Source organism: Rhodococcus sp. MPR-R1B (assembly GCF_058793255.1).
Genome location: NZ_JBXAFO010000014.1, coordinates 104,563 through 120,809 on the forward strand (window position 1 = coordinate 104,563; position 16,247 = coordinate 120,809).

Annotated in this window: 11 protein-coding genes; 9 read left to right on the forward strand and 2 right to left on the reverse strand. The window is 60.3% G+C overall.

Annotated elements, in window-relative coordinates; translation table 11 throughout:
- Positions 1-260 precede the first annotated feature (260 nt).
- Genes grpE through AC1Q61_RS20055 form a run of 9 tightly spaced genes read left to right on the forward strand, consistent with a single transcriptional unit; the run spans position 261 to position 12,828 of the window.
- Complete coding sequence (grpE, locus tag AC1Q61_RS20015) at positions 261-824, forward strand: nucleotide exchange factor GrpE (protein WP_198531527.1); 564 nt, start codon at positions 261-263, stop codon at positions 822-824.
- Positions 824-2,434: an Hsp70 family protein gene (locus AC1Q61_RS20020; protein WP_215515542.1), complete on the forward strand. Its 1,611-nt coding sequence runs from the start codon at positions 824-826 to the stop codon at positions 2,432-2,434. Before grpE ends, AC1Q61_RS20020 begins: the two co-directional genes overlap by 1 nt.
- Positions 2,431-5,127: a fibronectin type III domain-containing protein gene (locus tag AC1Q61_RS20025; protein ID WP_042920717.1), complete on the forward strand. Its 2,697-nt coding sequence runs from the start codon at positions 2,431-2,433 to the stop codon at positions 5,125-5,127. Before AC1Q61_RS20020 ends, AC1Q61_RS20025 begins: the two co-directional genes overlap by 4 nt.
- Before the next feature lie 2 nt (positions 5,128-5,129).
- Positions 5,130-6,329 (forward strand): hypothetical protein, encoded by a 1,200-nt coding sequence (locus AC1Q61_RS20030; RefSeq protein ID WP_042920716.1) that lies wholly within the window; start codon positions 5,130-5,132, stop codon positions 6,327-6,329.
- Positions 6,330-6,332: 3 nt separating this feature from the next.
- The gene (locus AC1Q61_RS20035) at positions 6,333-8,729 is read left to right on the forward strand and encodes a GAP1-N2 domain-containing protein (RefSeq protein ID WP_492651040.1); all 2,397 of its coding nucleotides are present in this window, start codon (positions 6,333-6,335) and stop codon (positions 8,727-8,729) included.
- A 3-nt stretch (positions 8,730-8,732) separates the two neighbouring features.
- Entirely contained in the window at positions 8,733-10,436 is a 1,704-nt protein-coding gene (locus tag AC1Q61_RS20040; protein ID WP_042920708.1) for a TRAFAC clade GTPase domain-containing protein, read from the forward strand.
- 14 nt (positions 10,437-10,450) lie between these two features.
- Positions 10,451-10,657: a hypothetical protein gene (locus AC1Q61_RS20045; RefSeq protein ID WP_042920705.1), complete on the forward strand. Its 207-nt coding sequence runs from the start codon at positions 10,451-10,453 to the stop codon at positions 10,655-10,657.
- 3 nt (positions 10,658-10,660) lie between these two features.
- Positions 10,661-12,199 (forward strand): Hsp70 family protein, encoded by a 1,539-nt coding sequence (locus AC1Q61_RS20050; RefSeq protein ID WP_042920703.1) that lies wholly within the window; start codon positions 10,661-10,663, stop codon positions 12,197-12,199.
- Positions 12,200-12,213: 14 nt separating this feature from the next.
- Positions 12,214-12,828, forward strand: a complete 615-nt coding sequence (locus tag AC1Q61_RS20055; protein ID WP_042920700.1) for a vWA domain-containing protein — start codon at positions 12,214-12,216, stop codon at positions 12,826-12,828.
- Positions 12,829-12,851: 23 nt separating this feature from the next.
- On the opposite strand, the gene AC1Q61_RS20060 is transcribed toward AC1Q61_RS20055, so the two are convergent.
- Complete coding sequence (locus AC1Q61_RS20060; RefSeq protein WP_215515545.1) at positions 12,852-15,299, reverse strand: tetratricopeptide repeat protein; 2,448 nt, start codon at positions 15,297-15,299, stop codon at positions 12,852-12,854.
- A gap of 2 nt (positions 15,300-15,301) precedes the next feature.
- Positions 15,302-16,114: a hypothetical protein gene (locus tag AC1Q61_RS20065; RefSeq protein WP_128637863.1), complete on the reverse strand. Its 813-nt coding sequence runs from the start codon at positions 16,112-16,114 to the stop codon at positions 15,302-15,304.
- Between the last annotated feature and the right edge of the window lie 133 nt (positions 16,115-16,247).

Consider the following 16,247-nt stretch of genomic DNA (forward strand, 5'->3'; position numbering starts at 1 on the left):
TTCTTACTGAGACAACTCTCATTTCGATTTTGCTTCGGCTGTCGCGCCTGCCCCCGCCGCGCCACTCGTATACGTGCGCGAAATTCTCTGACGAGTAACTAACTGTTGGTTGGTACACCAAACGAAAGGCAAACGGCGACGTGAGTGAGGAACCGCTAGTCAGTGGGGTTTCGGGAAACGAGGAGGATTCGCGAAACAGAACTGCGGACGAGGAACCGAAACTTGTCGACGTCGACTCTCGAGACGTTGACAACTCCACCGTGGGATTCTTTGATTTAGGCGAGATCGGTGAAAAGTTGGGCGCCATGGGAGCCCAACTCGAAATGTTCCATGCTCGCTCTGAACAGTACGAGTCGATTATTCGGCGGATGCAGTCCAAGATCGAGGATCTGCAAAGTGACCAGGTGCGAACGCTGCTGAAGCCGGTGATCAACCGGCTCGCTGTGCTGTACACCGAAGCTGTCTCAGCTGCGCAACGAGCTGCGGACCGTGGTGATCTGAAGTCGCAGAAGGACTTCGGCTATTTCGCGGACGAGGTCGAAGAAGGGCTCGGCATGTTGGATATCGAGTCACTTGATACACAGGTAGATGACGAGTTCGATGCTGCCCGACATGCGGCACGGGGTACCGCCGTCACCGGCGATCAGAGCTTGGACCGCAAGGTGGCCAGCGTAGTTCGACAGGGATTCACGTACGTGGGTGCCGAGCGTGTTTTCCTGCCTGCCTTGGTCAAGGTCTATCGTTTCGATCCCAATTCTGCTGTGCCGCAGGATATGCAGCCACCAAACAACGAGCCTTTCGCAGAATCAGAAGGAGTGAATTAGTGTCCGGTGATGTTTTCGGTATCGACCTGGGAACCACGTACTCGGCGGTCGCCAAGATCAATGACCTCGACCAGGCCGAGGTTCTGAAGAACGCGAGCGGGTCGGACACCACGCCGTCGGTGCTCTTCTTCGAGCCGGGCGGCAATGTGATCGTCGGAGCGGAAGCCAAGTCCGAGATTATCGCGAGCCCGGACGACGGTTGCTCGTTGATCAAGCGGCACGTCGGCACGACGCATCCACTCGAGTACTTCGGGACCACGTATACGCCGGAGTCGTTGTCGGCGTTGATCCTCAAGGAGATGGTGAACGCGGCCAACGCCGAGGGTGCCACGAACATCGCCAAGGCCGTCATCACGGTGCCCGCGTATTTCGGTGTGCGAGAGAAGGAAGCGACAAAGCAGGCCGGCGAAATTGCGGGGCTCGAGGTTGTGGGCATCATCGCAGAGCCGATCGCAGCCGCTCTGTCGGTGGGTGTACGTGGCGAGAAAAAAGAAACACTGCTGGTGTACGACCTCGGCGGTGGAACCTTTGATACGACGGTCATGATTGCCGAGCCCGGCAATGTGGAAGTTGTTGCTGTTGACGGAAACCGGGTGCTCGGTGGCGCTGACTGGGACAGTGAGCTTGCGCAGCTTGTCGTGAAGCGTTTCGTGGAGCAGGCCGGGATCACGGACGCTGACCCTGCCGAGGACCCGGACTTCATGACCGAACTCTTGCAACTCGTCGAAGACAAGAAGATCTCGCTGACCAAGCGGAGTGAGACGACGGTCCGCTGCAGGTTCGAAGACTACGACGAGAAGATCGTCATCACGGTCGCTGATTTCGAGGCAGTGACTGCGCATTTGATCAGCCAGACGGTCGACATTGCCGAACGGACGGTGGCCACTGCTCAGCAGATCAAGCCGGGACTTCAGATCGACCGGGTAATTCTGGTTGGTGGATCGTCGCGTATGCCGATGGTCGATCGCGCTCTGCGGGCCAAGGGCTGGGATCCGGTACCGACCGAGTTCGACCTTGCGGTGGCCAAGGGTGCTGCGATCTACGGACAGGCTCTGCTGAGCGGTGCTGTTCCGTTCGACGCTTCGGGTGAAGCTGGCTCTTCAGATTCTGTGGGCGATGTGCCGGTCAATGCCGAGCCGAAGTACTTCCTCGGTGGCGCTTCGACATTGAACATCAAGAATGTGCTCTCGCGCGGTATCGGCGTCAAGTTCGTCAAGCAAGACGCTGCACAAACCCCGTACATCGGGTTCATGGTTCACGCGAATGACGCCCTCCCCATCGTCGACGAGGTGTTGCAGGCAGGCACTGTTGTCGACAATCAGTCACAGGTGAATGTGGCCCTCTTCGAGCAGGGTGGCGAGGTCGAATCCGAGGAGATCGAGGCCAATACCTTGCTCAAGGACGCCGATATCACTGGTCTTCCGCCGTTGCCAAGGGGATCGACTATCGAATTGGTGCTGAATGTGAACAACGAGGGACTGATCCGGCTTTCCGCGCGTGAACCGCAGTCCGGTAAAGAACTCGAGATCGAGGCGAGAATTTCGGTGCTCGAGGAGAAGGAAGTCGAGCTGGCGAAGGAAATCGTGTCAGGCCTGATGACCCGGTCATGACTTTCGACAAGAACGCCTATATCGCCGACGTTCTGAAGAAGCGGCTCCGCGCGCAGAAGGGAGAATTGGCGCGCGCGCTCCGCGATCTTCGGGAGACCGGTGACCTCACGGCCCTCGGGGTGGTGGACATCGCCGAAATGTTTGCGGTGACGCCCGGGATGTCGGATATTCGGCAGCACTTGGCGGTGCTGCGGCAGAGTGTTTTCAACAAACGCACATCGGACGGCGGCGTGGTGCTGCTGTCCAGCCTGCTGGATGTCCTGGAGGAGCAGGGCCGAGATCTTGGTGATCCGGCCTTCTGGGCGGCGATTCGGTCGGCAAAGAGTGAGGCGCTCGCGAAGCGGATCACGGAATTTGGCAAGGCTATTTCGCTGGAGCATCAGGCACTCAAGCTTGTCACCGAGAAGGAGCTCGCCGAACGCGCGCAGTCGTTGCCGGATGCGAATATTTCGGATCTGTGCAAGGCGGTGGAGGCGAATGGTGTTGCCGTGCGGCCGGCGATCGTGCCTCCGGCCGGCGCAGTACCCAACGTGGTTCAGCAGGCGCTCAAGCATCCGGAGTTCCGCAGCGTGGTCGACGTTCTCCTGCTTGGAGAGGCGAGTTCGCCACAGGACGTCAAAGTCGTCGACGGATTCAGCTATGGCGGTGGCAAAAGCGTCGGTTCGGCGCAGGTCGATGCGTCGCAGCGAAAAGCGACGACCGCCAAGGACTCCGACGCGATGCAGGTCGCGCAGAAGGTACTGACGCTGGTGAGGTCGGACTTTGCCGATCCGACAGCGTTGCACGAGATGGTTTTTGCGGCAGCGCTCTACCAAGCCAAAGCGATTCTCGGTGAGAAGTTGCCGTCCGCGACGGTTGTCGAGCGGCTCGCCGAAACGGGTTTGGATCGGGTCGAGGCAGCTAGAATCGTCGCCCATCTTTCGGTGGACAACCATTCCGGTCGGGGTCTCGACGAGGTAGCCGATCTGGTTGCCAGCGGTGCCCTCGCTGATGCTCGCCGGATGCTCGACGCGATAGGCAATCCTGAGCTGCACGATGCTGCAGAACTGGCCCGTATCACGTCGGTTGTCGAAGCTGCGGAGCACAAGAAGCAGGTGCTGGTTGCGTCGTACGAAGATGCTCGTGTGCGGCAGGATTTCGGTGCGGCCGAGGTCGCGCTCCGCGAAGCGGTCCGGGTCGACACGACGGACGAGCGATTGGTCGGCTTGCTCGGTAAGCTCCCGCCGCCTACGCCCACTCCGGTGACAGCGAAGCTGAATGCAGCCGGGGATGTCGAGCTGACCTGGCGATTCGAGGGTGCTGACGGCTGTAGTTTTGCCGTCGTTCGAGGTGACGGACATGTGCCGGCGAATCCTGGTGACGGCACTCGTATCGCGACTGTCAAAGTACAGTCACACGTCGACAAGGGCGCACCGATTGGCCGCACTCTCCAATATGCGGTGTTCGCGCTCCGCGAATCGGCCTATTCCCTTCCCGGCACGGCGAGCATCGTCGCGGTACCGCCCCCGACCGAGTTGACGGCGACGGCAGGTCTGACCGAGATCACCGCATCGTGGCGGGTTCCGGCCGATGCCATCGGCGTTCGATGCGCCGTGATCGACACGGCGGGCACCAGCGTTCCGGTTGATACCGGTGGGGCATCGCACGTGACGTTGTCCGGGTTGGTGACCGGGCAGCGCTATCGCATTGTTCTGGAGGCAGTTTACGTACTGGCCGACGGGTCGAAAGTCTTGTCGAACAAGATTTCGGTCGACGCGACGCCGCGCGGGACCATCGCTGCGGTACAAGATCTCCAGATCTACGAGACCACCCTGAAGAACGGGCGCGAGGGATTTCGCGCAGCTTGGGCCCGGGTCGACGGTGTCCCTGTCGAGCTGTGGGCGTTGCCGGTCGACGAGAAGGTTCCGCCGGTCGGAACGGTGATGGATATCGAAGCTCTCGACGGCATAGGTGGCCGAAAGGTCAGCGGAATCATCGGCAACGCCGGTGGATCCACGACTCTCGAGTTCGCGGGTTTTTCGGATATTCGAATCCTTGTTGCCGTCACCGTCGATTCCGGCCACCGGGGTGTCATCGGCGCATCGCACATCGCGGGATCTGCGCCATCTCCGAAAGATGCACGTGCAGACCGCTTCGGTGACGAACTGGTTGTGTCCTGGGTGTGGCCGCACGGCGACTATGCGAGTCGGTTGACGTTGCAGGGTGCGGGTGGAGCGCAGGTCACGGTAGTTACCCGGGCCGAGTACCGGCAGAGCGGCGGAGTTCGGTTGCCGTCGGCGGGGTCGATCCGGGCGCTGGAGGTTGCGACAATTGCGTTCGGAAACGGGCGCGAATGGACTTCGGCTCCGGTGTCGATCCCGGTGGACGTGCCGACGCCGGTCGTCAGCTACCAATTGCATATTCCGGGGAGTCGATTCGGCAAGCGCAAGCCCGTCGAAGTCACTGCGATGTCGCAGTCCCATTCCGGACCGGTGTCGCTGGTTGCGGTAGTGCGGGCGGGAAAGATCATGCCGACGCGCGTCGAAATCGACGACGTCACAGTGCCTCTGCGCCTTGACTTTTCGTCGGGATCGACGACTACGGGACAGTTCGACCTTCCCAAGATGCCGAGTCCATTCTGGGTGCGGCTGTTCGCCGCCGACGGCAGCGACTTCAAAGTTCAAGATCCTCCGACTGCAATGTTGAAAGGTTGACTGTGGGAATCTTCCAGCGGACAACGGCATGCCCTTACTGTTACGACCAGATCAACCCGAACGCGTTGGCGGTGCGCTGCTCGGGCAAGGCGGCGCCCGGCAAGCAGGCCTGCGGTGAAGCCACCGATCAGAATCGGGTGAAGTACTTCGGTGACGCGACTCCTGTTCGTCCGACCATCGTTGATGCCACGGGTGCCCAGAAGCTGAGTCGCAACGAGGCGACGTGCGGTCTCTGTGGTTCTGAAAGTGCAATTCGAGTGTGTCCGCATTGCCACTCCCGACTGCCGCGCAACTTCGACAGCGACTCGCCGATGTTCGGTCTGGTCGGGGTCCGCGGATCCGGCAAGACGGTCATGCTGGCGGTCCTGCAGCGCGATCTCTACACCACTATTGCGCAGCGATTCCAGGCGTCGATCGATTCCCCCGGTGGCAAGGCGGGACTCTCCTCAGATCTGGAACTCCTGCTCAAGGGCATGGAGAACCAGGGTGGCTCGCTTCCGGAGCAGACTGCTCAGAAGTCGACGGGGATGAGTATCCCGGCAGTATTCGAGTGGCGCTATGCGAAGAAGGGCTTCGGCAATCGGGACCGCCAGGTGTCGACCATATTCTCGTTCTACGACTCCGCGGGTGAGGATCTGGCAACCGAGGATCGAGCTCTCGGTCAGCACTATCTCGGGGCGACCGACGGTGTGATCATCTTGCTCGATCCGTTCGGATTCTCAGGCAATCGCGATCTTGCCGTCAGCAAAGGGGTGGATCCGGAGAGCCTCGAGACCGAGCCGGAGACGGTTCTGCGAGCGATCACCACGGTCCTCCAGACTGCGGAGCGGACGAAGAAGAACAAGCGGATCAAGCAGCCGGTGGCCGTAGTGGTGTCGAAGATCGACGCCTTCTTCGACGACATTCCGCCGGATCATCCGGTGCGTCGGCCGGCCCAGCGTCTGCCGTATTTCGACGACGCGGAATCTCGGGATATTCATGACCATGTGGCGGCGATGATCGATCAGTGGGGCGGTGGGCAGCTGCTGCGGTTGTTGGAGGCTAACTACGAGAATTACCGCCTGTTCGGTGCGTCGGCCCTCGGGGCGGAGCCGGAGTACCAGCAGTTGAAGGTCAACGCCCGTGGACTCCTTCCGCACCGAGTCGCCGATCCACTGTTGTGGTTGATGGCGGACCGTGGGTTCCTCGCGAAGGAGGGCTGAGCGGTGTTCGACGTCTCGATCTACACCGACAGCACCGGGGCGGAATCTTTGGACGGGGTCGACGGGTTCAACTTCCAGGGTGCGTCCGAAGGTTTCACACCGGTGGATCGTCGTGCGGTGCAGGAGTATCTGCTGCATCAGGTGGTGACGGGTTGGTCGATCGACAACGATCCGCTGGCTCACCCGCCGTCGTGTCGTTATCGACCGGTCGGGGAGCGGTTTTATCTGGCCCGCGGGCGCTCGACGGGTAAGACCAACAACGGTCGGCCGGGAAATCAGCTGACTCAGTCGGTCGTGACTGGGGATATCGCGGACTTCGCACCCTATCGTCCCGCTCAGTTGTTCGGTGCGCGGCGATGGTGTCTCGAGAAGGCAGAGCGAAACCTCGAGTCCTGGGTGACTCCGCTGGAGATCGATCCCGAGTTCGAGGCGTCCGAGTTGAAGGACGGGCTGCTCGACGATTCGTGGGCAATCGAGATGTTTCCGGCATTCCTCACGATGATCGAGGAGTCGGTCGCGGAGCGGTCGAAGAAATTGGTCATCGTCCACGACGACCTCGAGGTGGTCATGAAGTGGATTGCGCTGGGCACGCTGTTTCTCGATCTCGAACTGGCTGTTTCCGTCAAATTCGCTGCGCTGGTCAAGAACCCGCTAGCGGTGGACGCGGCGATTGTCGGTACCAGTTCGGTGTTCGATCCGCCGCCGCTTGGTGTCGGTGGCGGAGCCTACAACGTTTTCGACGTACTCAATCGCCAATCGACGCCGGTGGAGGCGTCTCGGTCTGCTCGTGATCAGGCCGAGTGGTTCACCGAGTTGGATGCCGAGGACGCTCTGGCTGCTGTCGAGTTGGCGCGTACCTGGGAGCCGGCGATGGGGGCCGACGATGCGACTCGGGTGGCGCGCTTGGTCCAACTCGGCGGTTCCGGTCTGGTCGACGGTGACGGTGACGCCGCCGTGCGGGCGGTCATCAGTTTGGTCGAGTCGGGACAAGCCGACGATCTGGCCATGTATGCGGACGAGCTTTCTTCAGCCACTCAGCAGGCACATTTCGACACCGAGGACGATGTGAGAACTGCTGCGCGGGCATTGTGGTCGGCGCGGCGGGTTGGTGCTGACGAGTTCGGTTTCCGTATTGCGGCCCAGACACTTCGAGCTGTGTCGAACCACTCCGCGTTGGTCATCGCCTGGGCGCAAGAGATGAATGAATTGTCGACTCAGTCCCCGGCTGATCCGGCGTTGGGAATGTATATACGCCAGTACCAAAACAGCTGGGTCGAAGCCGTCAACGGTGCTCCGGCCGAGGCGATGTCGGATCTGATGGTGGTTGCGAATGCCTTTGCGCTCGAGGCTCATCCGGATGCTGTCCGTGATGGCCTCGCACGCTTCGAGGAGTTCTGGGCAAGGAATCCGGGGCTGTCGGACGATCGGATGCACCGAATGTATCGGCAGGAAACCACGGTGGGAACCGTGCAGCGCGTAGTTGGTCTACTTGAACAGGGGGACCGGGAAGTAACCGCAGATCTCATTGGTGGGCAATGGGATTGGGTCTCCGCGGAAATGCGTACGCCGCTCGACGGGTGGATCGCCGCGGCTCGCATTGCGGTGGTGCCGCCGAAAAAACGCGCAGCTCTGCTCGGTGACGAGCGCCGTTCCGCGTCGATACCCCCGGGCGCATGGCGGGTGGTCTTGGCGGGTGTCGAATTGGCTGCAGACGCGCGTCTGATCGGACAATGGATCGATCGCACTCGAATTGTATCGCCGTCATTGGGTCGGTGGCTTGCCGAGGAAATCGATCGCATCCGGGAGCAGGTCGGCAGTGAAGGGGCGGCCGTACGACCGGTTCTGAAGGCGCTGCTCGGCAGAGGGGTTCGGATCGAGAGTCGTGATCTCGACCCGATACTCGACGAAATGCGTTTCTTGTCAAGAGCTTACGCTGCGGCAAATCAATCTATCGACTTCCCCGAGAATCGCGCACTCGATGAGTTTGCCACCCGGATCGGATCCTGTCGATCGTTCTTCATGATCGAGATCGGCACCTTGCTCATCGATGCGCGTGATACGCGGGCACTGCGAAGGCTTGTCCGTGAGGCCGGCGATGTCTGCGGTACTGCGATGACAGAGGAACTGAGACGACGGTTCGAGCGGGACCCGGTCGTGACGCTTGAAGTCGCGCTGTTCCACAGCGTCGAGGGGCTCGGGGTCCAGGCGGACAGTGCCACGGAATTCCTCACGGAATTGGCTGACAGCCGGGAAAGCCGGATGCAGGTCGAGGACCTCAAGCACGATCTTCCTGACGAGTGGGCCGGCGCGTGGGACGAGCTGCTGGGGGAGAGCAAGAAGGGCCGCATGGCTCGAAATCTTGTCCGCGGGGGTAAGCGGTTATTCGGAAAGGAGGGCTGATCCGTGGATGATCTGGGCTCACTCATATTTGTGGGTATCGCGATTGCTGCAGCAGTCTTCGTCGCGTGGGTGGTTCTTGCACTCTTCATGAGAATGCTGGCGCTCTTTGTTTTCTATTGGATAGTTTCCTTCTCGGTCGGACTGATCGCCGGACTGATCGCCGGCCTCTTGATACCGCTGCGGGTGCTGAGCGGCAAAGCGTCCGTCAAGCCTGCGATCGCAACTCCGGACAAAGTTGTCGACAACAAGGTAATGAGGATTCCGCCGAGGGGAATGCAGAAGCACTTCGGTTGGGACCGGGCATGGCCCGTGTACAACCCGTACCAGGCTCGTTTGGACGCTCTCGCGGTGACCGCCGAGACAAGGCTGCTCCTTCGCGCCGTCTGGACCCGGACTCGGCCGGCGAATCTTGCGTCGGCAATGAAGGTTGGAAAATCCAAGGGCTCGGCCCCATCCGGTTCGAAGGGTGTGGCGTCTGCAGCGACGACGACTATTCCAGGTCTTCTCTGGATACTCTTCGCTGCGGTACCCACTGCAGGATTCTTCGTGGCCACGTGGGTGTCCATCGCGTTCTGGTTGATCGCGATGCTGGTCTTCGGTGGTGCCGTGTACCTGATCCAGGTGGTGTGGGTGACGCTGTATCGGTGGAGCGAGAAGCTCGGACGCCGACGCGCGAAGGCGTCTCTCAAGTGCCATGTCTGCTACCGGGAAACGGATACGCCCAGTTTCAAGTGCAAGAATCCAATCTGTGAGGTCATTCATCGTGATATCTCACCGGGCCCGCTGGGCATGATTCGTCGACGCTGCGCGTGCCGAACGAGCCTGCCGACGACAGTCGGCAAGGCGGCCAAAGTGCTTGATGCCGTCTGCCCGTTTTGTGACAGCGCCCTTGCGGAGGGAGCAGGTACGCGGTACACAATTCAGATCCCGACGATCGGCAGTGTCGGTGCGGGTAAGACCAGACTGTTCGCGGCCAGTACCGCGGCTCTCGCCGCGCACGTGAAAACTCGGGGTGGGGAGATCGTTCCACTGTCGCCCGCGTCGACAGACTTCTTGGCGGCCGCGAAAGATGTTGTGAAGACATCACAGAAGACGGCCAAGACTCCGGTCCGGGCGCAGCCGGAGGGCCTCCCGTATCGACTCGATGTCAATGGTCGAACCATCGAGATTCAGATGATGGACGCGGCCGGAGAGTCGTTCACCAATATGGATATGACGCAAAGTCTCCACTACATGGACAGTGCCGGAGTTCTGCTTGTGGTGTTGGATCCGCTCGCTTTCGAGAACATCCGCGAGGAGGTCCAGCGGAGCGGAGGCGCACGCCGCGTCGAGATTGCGGTCGGTGATCAGGAGGACGCTTACGCCAGCGTTGTCGACCGACTACGAGCCGAGAATGTCGATTTGCGTCGAAGGAATCTGGCTGTCGTTCTTACCAAAATCGATGTCCTGCAGAGCCTTACTGCCGGTCGTGAACTAACACCGGGAAACTCCGCAGGAATTCGCCAGTGGCTGAACGGTCATGGTGAGGACGGTCTGGTCCGGCGTATCGAAGACGACTTCGAGAAGGTGACCTATTTTGCGGTGGACTCCATGAGTTCGCTCGCTCTCGACGATCCGCGGAACCCCGTCGCGGTACTGCAGTGGGTGCTCGACGTGTCGAACACCAAGATCTCTCTCCTCGCGACGCCTGTCGCGAGTCCGAGTTAGGTAGGTGTATTTAGTTGCGAAACGGAATCCCGGCAATCTACTGGACCTTCCGCTATGCGTGGAGCGCGGTACACATTGTCCTGCTGATCATTCTGGCGTGGCTGTTGACGGCGTATCTGCTCGAGGACGGGCGTGGCCAGGAGTTGTTCGATCAGTGGTACGCGTGGGCGCAGAACATCCGTGTGCAGCTTTCGAGCCTGATCCCGTTCCCCTGGGATTGATCGATGGTTGCCATTGGGATAGATCTCGGAACCACGTACTCGTGCGTGTATGCAGCCGATCGCACCGGCCGAATCGAACTGGTCCGAACCCCCGACGATCGGGAACTCACACCGTCGGTGGTGCATTTTTCCGGCTCGAAAGTGTCGGTGGGCTTTGATGCCAAAGAGATGATGGGTGAGGACCCCGACAATGTGGTGGTCGGAATCAAACGCTCCATGGGAAAGGACCACCGTCAGGAGTTCGGCGGTGTCGCGTACACGCCGGAAGCAATTTCCGGAATGATTCTCCGACGACTTGCCGAGGACGCCGCGTTGGTTCTCGGAGTCGGGATTTCCGAGATCCAGGCGGTGATCACAGTACCGGCGTATTTCGGTGTTGCGGAAAAGGAAGCGACGTTTGCGGCAGCCAGAATTGCGGGCCTGAACTGTCTCGAGTTGCTCGCTGAACCGGCCGCAGCGGCTTATGCCTACGACGCTGCGGACCCTGCCGCCGGTTCGTCTCTGGTATTCGATTTGGGCGGAGGGACTTTCGACGTGGCGGTTGTGGCTGCAACGCTGTCCGGACCGCCGCGGATCTGGGCCGTCGACGGGGAGTCCGCTCTTGGTGGCCTCGATTGGGATCAGCGGATGGTCGAGCTGCTGTGGAACAAGATCGAGGCTGTCGTCGAGGACGTCGACGATTGCCGGTACGACGACGAATTTGTTGCTGTGGTCGGGGCCGAGGCAGAACGGCTGAAGCGCGAGCTCAGTGTGCGTGAAAGTGCCAGCGGCCGGTTTCGTTTCGGTAAGGCGCGGTTCGGTATTACCGTGACCAAGGGCGAGTTCGAGGCGGTGTGCCGAGACCTGGTTCTGCAATGTCATGCGTCCGTGGAACGTGTTCGACGGGCAGCGGCGTCCCTCGGTGCGCCGCCGGTAGCCCGGATCCTCATGGTGGGTGGTTCGACCCGACTCCCGATGATCCGGGATGAACTGAACCGAATGTTCGACGTCCCGATATTGATCGGTGATCCGGACAAAGTTGTGGCGCAGGGCGCTGCTCGGCTGGCGGGTCGGTTGGCGGGGTCTTCGGCTGTGCACGCGTTGTCGGGCGGTGATCGAATCAACTCGGTTTTGCCCCGTTCGATTGGGCTGCTCATCCATTCGAGTGCGCATCCGTGGCGAGAGCAGCCGTATGTCCGGCACATCCTCAAGGCAAACACGCCGTTGCCCGTGACTAAGGCCGCGACCGCGGTCTCGACCATCTTCGATAATCAGGACAAGGTTCGTATCCGCCTGTACGAACAGGCCGGTGCGGTCGAAAGCGAAGATCCCGCTGACAACCGGATCATTTTCGACTGTGAAGTCTCCGGTCTGGAGAAGGCGCCGGCAGGAACGGAAATCAAGGTACTGATCTCGGTCGCCGTCGACGGTCGACTGTCCGTGGAGATGACCGACGGCCGAAATCGACCACTGTCGATGGAGGCGTTCATGGAAGGAACCCTCGACGAAGGCGAAATCGTCGAGCAGCGGCAGGCTGTTGCAGGCCTGATGTTATCCACCTAGCGAAGGTCTGTGGAATGGCAACTTGGACGAAGAAGAGGTTCGGCGGGCACCCGGTCACCGAATCGCCTCCCGGTGAGAACCTGGAACTCTTGCAGGCGAGCTTGAGTGGCTCGGTGATTCTTGCGCTCGATGTCAGTGGGTCGATGTACGGAGAGCGGCTCGCGGAGGCAAAGACGGGCTGCGCTCGATTTATCGACGAGGCGGTCGAGGACGGGTACTCCGTGGGCATGCTGCTCTGGGACCATGACGTGGTAGGGCGCTCGCCGTTGGAGCGGTCGCCGCGCTCGGCACGCGAGCTTCTCGATTCTGCACAGGTCCGCGGCAACAATGACATAGTTCCGTGCCTGGCGGAGGCGCACAAGATGCTGATGGAACGCCCTGCCGGTGACCGAGTCCTTGCAATCTTCGGTGACGGTGACCTGGGGCCGGTCGACGCGGCAAAGAGAGCGGCTTCGCTTCTGACCGTGGACGGAATCCGAATCATCACTTGTGGTTTGGGGATGGCCAGTGCCGAGATGCTTGCCGTGATCTCCGACGAGCGGGATTCCAAGGCGAGAGTGGCGGACTCCGGAGGAATCGCGGACGCGATCGCCGGAATGACGTCGGGCCTGATTCGTAGGGTGCGGTGACGGACGTTCGGTGACGGTCGGCCTCAGGCCACCGTCACCATCGCAGACGCTGCGATGCTGCCGTATCGCGTGGTCATCGAGTGGAGGTAACATTCAAGTGCAATGTGTCCGTTAGGCATTCGCAGTAGTGGTGGAGGGAGCATCGGGAGTACCGCACCGGCAACCAGCAGACCGGCTCCGCCCATGATCGAGTCGGCAGCGTCGGCTAGCATCCCCGGCGATGTCGATTCGACGTCCACCAGCATTGTGACGGGATGCGCCGAGACTGCTGCTACGTGTGTTCCGGAGTTGATAGTCGATTCGATGAGTTCGCTCATCAACGACTGATCGCCCAATTGATCGGCCCATCGAAATATTTCGGCCATCCATTGCGCAACGGTTGCCTCCCAGGCCATTCGCATACCGGCAAGCGAGAATTGGAACCGTTGTGCGTTGAGGTAGCGAACGGCAGGAAGCGCAAGTTCGAGGGCCTCCCGCAGACGCTCACCGCCGGAGGTCTGGTCGATGGACGCAGCGGCCAGGAAATCGCATTTTGCAACGTCGATCATGGTCTCGAGGTCTTCGAACTGCTTCCGAGCAGTCCCGAGGTGGACCAAGGCCCGGTCATGATTTCCCTCCATGATCTCGGCGCACGCGAGGTTGCGTTCGCACCAGCCGACATTTCGTCGATAGGCCGGTTCTGATCCGAAGTCTTCCAATGCTGCCGCCAACAGCTTCTTGGACCGACCGAAATCTGATTTCATAAAGGCGACGGCCCCGATGTTGCAGCGGCACACAGCAGCTCGACCGCGTTGGCCGAGCCTGTCGAACAGTGTTGCGGCCCGGGTAAATGCCTCTTCGGCCGCGTCGAAGTTCTTTCTCGCGATATGCAAACCCCCGGTGTTCTGCTCGACCATCGCAACTCGGTCGACCAAGCCGAGTTCCATGAAGGTCGCATGAGCCCGGGAGAATGCCGACTCTGCCTCCGTGAGTCTTCCGGTTTCGAGATAGACCTGACTCACGTGTGAGTCGCTGGTTGCTATTCCGTATTCGATTCCGTTGTCGAAGAATACTTTTCGGGACTCGAGCAGTGCACGTTCGGCATCGTTGTACCGTCCAAGCGAGAGCAGACATACGCCGATGGTTTGAAGGCATTGGGCCGACTTCTCGAAGATGCCCAAGTCGGCGAATGCTGTTTGAACAGATTCAAGTTTCTCGATTGCCGATTCGTATTCGGCGTTCTGCATCAGCAGTACTGCCAGATCTTGTCTACAATCCGACTCCAACTCGGGCTCGTCCAAGTTTGATATCAGCCCGAGCGACTGGTTCAAAAGTCTTTCTGAGGCGGAAAATTGGAACTTCTCGCGCGATAGTACCGCGCAATACCGCAGGCACGTCGCACGCAACACGGGTTGCTCTGACGCGTCGAATTCCGACAGTGCCTTGGCCAACAGGTGCTCGGCAGAGATCAGATCGCCCGACGTCATTCGGACAGTCCCCAGGTGCATGGTGCACGTTGCCGCACCGATGGTGTCACCGAGATCTGTATATGCTTGCCGCGCGAGGCTATAGGCGGAAATTGCGTCGGGGTACCGAGCCAGATCCTCGTAGATCATTCCGAGTCCGATATCGATACCGATTGCCTCGTCCGGATGCTCTTCGGCCAGAAGTTCGCGGGCAGACGACAAGGAACTGATCGCGTCGAGGGGGGAGCGGAGATGTACTTGCAGGAGTCCCAACTGTTTGTAGCAGTGTGCGCTGCTACTCGTCTGTCCGGTGCTCGTGTGCAGTGGGATCGCGGCACTATACGACGACACCGCGTCCGCAATGCGCCCGGTGTCGAAGTAGAGGTCTCCGAGTTGCTCCCAGCAGTCGCCTTCGGCGTCTCGGTGCTCGGTCAATGCGAAGTACTCGATTGCCGAGCGCAGCTCGAACTCGGCATCGGCAAGCCCCGAGACCGTCGAGGTGAGCCCGATGAAGTACTGGCAACGAGCAACGTCCAAGGGCCCGCCGTTCTCGTCGTAAAGAGCACGCGCCGTGATGAACTCGACTCTGGCGGAATCGGCGTCCTCCATCTCGATGAGGCATGATCCGGCGCGTTCACGGCAGTCCGCCGAATCCGGCAGGTTCCCGATGGCGAAGAATCCGACTGCGGCTCGACGAAACGCCTCGACTGCGTCGTCGAATCTGCCGACCTGTTCGTAGACCTCCCCGAGCAAGCCCGAGCAGTCGGCCGTCAGTTCGGGGTCGTCTACATGGGCCGACATGTCCAATGCGTGGCCTAACGTCTCGATCGAAGTTTCGGCCAGTCCGATTTCGTGTTGTGCAATCCCGATCCATCGCAGACATTGCGCGATCTGGTGTAATTCTCCGGTCTCGATGCAGACGTCGAGAGCCAGTTGCAGAGGGCCGAGTGCATCGCCGGCGCGGCCATCGGCGACGAGCGCCGTTCCGTCCAGATACAGCTGACTTGGCCAGAGTTGGTCGTCCATAGTTATCGGACGCGTCCGGGCAGGAGTTTTCCGATAGTCAATCGGCCGAGGCCGAATATCACGGCAAAGGCGACGAACATTGTCACAGATCCCACGGAATCAACCTCGTCGCAACTAGTGGTTATCCCGGATGCTGAGGTAAGCAGCACGATAAGGCCTAACGCAGTGCCTACTACCAGGAGACCCAACTCCGGTTTCGCTCCGATGATACCTCCCAGAACAACGGCGGCGACCAGACCGAGAATCAGCGGCGCCGTGCCTGATACCACTCCGACCGGTGAGGTCAATGCCAGCACGATATCGATAGCCCCGAACCAGGCGAGACCAACGACGGTCAGTTCGCTGATTTTTGCGCCTCCGAGAAAGAAGCCTGCAGTTCCGCTCAGCGACCCGATTACGACGAACAATGCGACAGCGGCGATCCGTACGGGAACATTCGAATCGATGCCACAAATATTCGGTGCGGTGAGTTCCGACAATGCCGGTACCAGAGCAATAAGGCCGATGACGGAATAGAGCAGGTCGGTCCCGAGGGAGACTCCGGGAATCCCTCTGAAAAGGCCGACTGCCAGGGAAAACAATGCGACTGCTATGCCTGTCTGAACGGGCGAGTCGTAGGTCGAACCCGAGGATGGAGCAAGCTCGACGAGTGCGCTCAGAACTATGAATCCTGCCAGGAAACATCGGCCGAACCGGTTCTCGCCACTGTCGGACTTCTGGCGGAGGGACATCCCACCCGCGCGGCCGGTTTGCCCACCGAGGACGAAGTACGTCACCATCATCATGAACGCGAGAACGATGACGATTGCGCTCATGATGCGATTTCGGTAGACACTGTCGACTCTGCCTCCTGTCTGATTCGATAGTCGCAAGGTTTCGAACAAGAAGGACGATTACCTGTCGATCGAGTTAATGATGAACGAGTTCACCCTCGACCGAAAGTCATTC

What these genes read in the sequence shown, in the direction of transcription:
- AC1Q61_RS20055 (WP_042920700.1), top strand. Translation starts at nt 12,214, where the DNA reads ATGGCAACTTGGACGAAGAAGAGGTTCGGCGGGCACCCGGTCACCGAA.
- AC1Q61_RS20050 (WP_042920703.1), top strand. Translation starts at nt 10,661, where the DNA reads ATGGTTGCCATTGGGATAGATCTCGGAACCACGTACTCGTGCGTGTAT.
- AC1Q61_RS20060 (WP_215515545.1), bottom strand. Translation starts at nt 15,299, where the DNA reads ATGGACGACCAACTCTGGCCAAGTCAGCTGTATCTGGACGGAACGGCG.
- AC1Q61_RS20025 (WP_042920717.1), top strand. Translation starts at nt 2,431, where the DNA reads ATGACTTTCGACAAGAACGCCTATATCGCCGACGTTCTGAAGAAGCGG.
- AC1Q61_RS20065 (WP_128637863.1), bottom strand. Translation starts at nt 16,114, where the DNA reads ATGAGCGCAATCGTCATCGTTCTCGCGTTCATGATGATGGTGACGTAC.